The following is a 3,177-nucleotide window of genomic DNA, read 5'->3' as shown; positions in this document are numbered from 1 at the left end:
CCGCAGGACGACGGGGGCCGCCGCCATCGGTGTGGGCGGCCCGCCCGCAAGGCTCCCGTTCCCCGCCGGTATCGTCGGTTCTGTCACCGGCACGCGGTCGCCGTCGTCGCTCCGCGTCCGTCCGGCGACCCCGATCGCGGTGATCCACCGCGATCCGCCTCGAACGACACCCCGTGGAGTCCGCATGCCCGGCCTGCCCGCCGCCCGCCGTACCGTGCTGAAGGGCGCCGCGCTCGCCGGTGCCGCCGGGCTGGGAGCGGCCGCCTGCTCCACCGAGTCCAAGCTCGGCCACGCCAGGAACCCCACCCCCACCGCGCCCGTGGACCTCGGTGCCGCCTCCGAGGTGCCCGTCGGCGGAGCCAAGCTCTACCGCGAGCAGCGCGTGGTCGTGGTCTGCCCGGCGAAGGGCGAGTACAAGGCGTTCAGCGCCCAGTGCACCCACGGCGGCTGTGTCCTGGACAAGGTCGAGGGCACCGAGGGCCACTGCCCCTGCCACGGCAGCCGCTTCGACATGACCACCGGGCAGCCGGTGAAGGGCCCGGCCACCGTGCCGCTGCCCGCCGTACCGGTCACCGCCGAGGGCGGAAAGCTCGTCGCGGGCCCCGACGCCTGAGACCCTTGGCCGCGGGCTCCGACGCCTGAGGCCCCTGGCCCGGGGCGCGCGGGCTCCGGAAGGCCGCACCGGGTGCGAGTTCCAGAAGGCCGCACCCGGGCCGCTCACTCCCAGTCCCAGTCGATCCCGATCAGCCCGGGCGCTACGCCCTCCTCCACCAGGTGCACGGTCCGGTGCCGGCCGGTCAGCGTGAGGTCCCCGCGGGCCCCGCGCGCCGCCCCCGCCGACGCCTGGGCGAACCGGCGGCACCGCACCGGGAGCGCCGCCTCGTCGAAGCCGACCTGGAGCACGTACTGCCCGCCCCCGAAGGTGAAGCCGCGCACGTACTCGCCGCTCGCCCCGGCCGTACCGTCGTCGAAGCCGTACCCGAAGAGGTACGTCTCGCCGGACCGCAGCCGGGTGTCGAACAGCAGCTCCGCCACCAGCACCCCCACGTCCCCGTCCCAGCGGACCCGGCCCGTCCGGCAGTTCTCCAGGGCCCGCACCGCGATCCGCGACGGGTCGCAGTCGGGGTCGCCCCGGTGCACGGCGAGATAGCGGTCCACGCCGTCCCGGTGCGCGCGCACCACATGCCGGGAGGTGCGGCCCGCCAGCTCGCGCCGTGCCCCGATCCGTACCCGCTCCTGATGTCCCACGGTGTGCAGCCCGCCGTCCACCGGTGACTCCATCGCCGCGAGAAGCCGCTCCACCGAGCCCGACGCCTCCATCAGCGAGCGGTACGAACGCCCCGCCGGACGCTCCCCCTCCGCCGGGGCGTCGCCGTCGCGCAGCAGCCGCAGCAGCGAGTCGTCCGGCAGGGCGAGCACCTCCTCCAGCGCGGCGACGGCCCGCAGCGACTCTGCCCGCCGGGGGCGGCGCACACCCTGCTGCCAGTAACTGAGGCTGGTCACCCCGAGCTTGACGCCCCGGTGCGCCAGGTGGTGCTGCACCCGCTGGAGCGGCAGCCCGCGCACCGACAGAGCGGTGCGCAACGCCAGATGGAACGGTCCGGTCCGCAGAACCTGCGCCAACTCGGTCTCGGTCTGCCGCATGGGCGGGCCTCCGGTGAACGTTCACGTGGGGAGTGGCGACACCGACCCCCGGGGGATGCGGGGGAGCAGGTGACCGGGGCGGGGCCGTTCACACGGACGCCGTGCCGTTCACACCGTGATGTCACCTCGCATTGAAGCGTGTTGACCTGCTCCGGACAACGCCGGATGCTCATCGTCAGCGTCCGGACGCGCTCCTCCGATCCCCACCCCCGTTTCGGGAGGAACGCCATGCGCAACCGAAAAGTCAGCCCCAGACGGACCGGAAGGCCCGGAAGGTTCTCGTTCACCGCCCTCCTGGCCGCCGTCCTGCTCGCCGTCCCCGCGGGCACCGCCACCGCCGCCCCGTCGTCCGACACGGCCGGCGTCACCGCCGCCCAGCGGCTCGACATCACCATGCAGGCGCAACAGCAGAGCAACTGGTGCTGGGCGGCCGGCGGCAACACCATCGCCGCCTGGTTCGGCCGCGGCTACTCCCAGAACCAGTTCTGCAACGCCGCCTTCAACCGCAGCCAGAACTCCCAGTGCCCCAACTCGCAGGCCACCCTGGGCAACGTCCAGACCGGCCTGTCCTGGGCCGGGGTCAGACCCGGCAGTTACGTCACCGGCTGGCTGCGCTACCCGACCGTGCAGGCCGAGATATCCGCCCAGCGCCCGATCGAGACCCGGATCCAGTGGTCGTCCGGCGGCGGCCACATGCATGTCATCTACGGGTACGACGACGCCAACAGCTGGGTCTACTGGGGCGACCCCTGGCCCTCCAGCGACCGCTACAACTGGGCCTCGCACGCCTGGTACGTGAACAACAACGAGTTCTCCTGGACCCACTCGCTCTACCGGATCGGGGCGTGAGGACATGACCGCGACCACCCGGCGCCTCGCCGTCGCCACCGCACTCACCGCCACCGCCCTGTTCACCGCCGCGGCCCCCGCCCTCGCCGACGACGGCCGGACGGCCCCGCCGAAGCTGACCGCCACGACCCTCGAAGCGGCCCACGAGGCCGCCACCGAGCCCGCGACCCTGGACACCCTGTCCCGGTTCTTCGCCCGGGAGGGCGCGGTGAGCAGGAAGGCGAGCGCACCGAGGATCGAGGGGAAGGCCGTCCCCGTACGCACGCTGTCGGCCGCCTTCGTCGCCGGACAGCCCGGAGCCGCCCCGAGCACCCTGGACTACCTGGCCAGCACCGCCGTCTCCTCCGACGGCCAGAAGGCCTCCCTGTGGACCCTCCCCGGGGCGGGCGCCGGCGGCGACTGGCAGGTGGTGAACATCGCCACCGGCGACGACGAGGCCCGCTACGTCGCCCAGGGCGCCCGGGCGCTCCCCGGCGGCACCGTCTTCCGCGAACCGCAGATCGACGCCTGGTACGTCCACGACGGCTCCCGGCTCCTCCCGCTCGACCAGGACGCGAGGACCGCCGTGGGCGCGAAGGGCACCACGCTGGACGCGTACCGGGCCCGCGTCCAGGAGGCGTACGGCGACAAGCTGCCCGGCTCCGGGTACGCCCGCTCCGGCAAGGCGGGCGGCTACGGCCCCGA

General features: G+C 74.1%; 3 protein-coding genes and 1 pseudogene. 3 read left to right on the top strand and 1 reads right to left on the bottom strand.

Annotated features, from left to right (window positions below):
• Nucleotides 1-184 precede the first annotated feature (184 nt).
• Nucleotides 185-613 carry a Rieske (2Fe-2S) protein gene (locus ACFWM7_RS34690; protein ID WP_383268596.1) on the top strand — a complete coding sequence of 143 codons (429 nt, stop codon included), beginning with the start codon at nucleotides 185-187 and terminating at the stop codon, nucleotides 611-613.
• A gap of 104 nt (nucleotides 614-717) precedes the next feature.
• On the opposite strand, the gene ACFWM7_RS34685 is transcribed toward ACFWM7_RS34690, so the two are convergent.
• Nucleotides 718-1,644: a hypothetical protein gene (locus tag ACFWM7_RS34685; RefSeq protein ID WP_383268594.1), complete on the bottom strand. Its 927-nt coding sequence runs from the start codon at nucleotides 1,642-1,644 to the stop codon at nucleotides 718-720.
• Between the two features lie 228 nt (nucleotides 1,645-1,872).
• Between ACFWM7_RS34685 and ACFWM7_RS34680 the strand changes: the two genes are divergently transcribed.
• Nucleotides 1,873-2,493, top strand: coding sequence for a papain-like cysteine protease family protein (locus tag ACFWM7_RS34680; protein ID WP_383268591.1), 621 nt, complete (start codon nucleotides 1,873-1,875; stop codon nucleotides 2,491-2,493).
• A 4-nt stretch (nucleotides 2,494-2,497) separates the two neighbouring features.
• Nucleotides 2,498-3,177: pseudogene (locus tag ACFWM7_RS34675) on the top strand (hypothetical protein); the annotation flags it as partial.

This window comes from Streptomyces sp. NPDC058375, assembly GCF_042723425.1.
GTDB lineage: Bacteria > Actinomycetota > Actinomycetes > Streptomycetales > Streptomycetaceae > Streptomyces > Streptomyces durocortorensis.
Note: the sequence above shows the minus strand (reverse complement) of the source record. Positions and strands in the feature narration are given on the sequence as shown.

Bases quoted from the DNA above. Each gene is read 5' to 3' on its own strand.
- ACFWM7_RS34690 (WP_383268596.1), top strand. From the start codon at position 185: ATGCCCGGCCTGCCCGCCGCCCGCCGTACCGTGCTGAAGGGCGCCGCG.
- ACFWM7_RS34685 (WP_383268594.1), bottom strand. From the start codon at position 1,644: ATGCGGCAGACCGAGACCGAGTTGGCGCAGGTTCTGCGGACCGGACCG.
- ACFWM7_RS34680 (WP_383268591.1), top strand. From the start codon at position 1,873: ATGCGCAACCGAAAAGTCAGCCCCAGACGGACCGGAAGGCCCGGAAGG.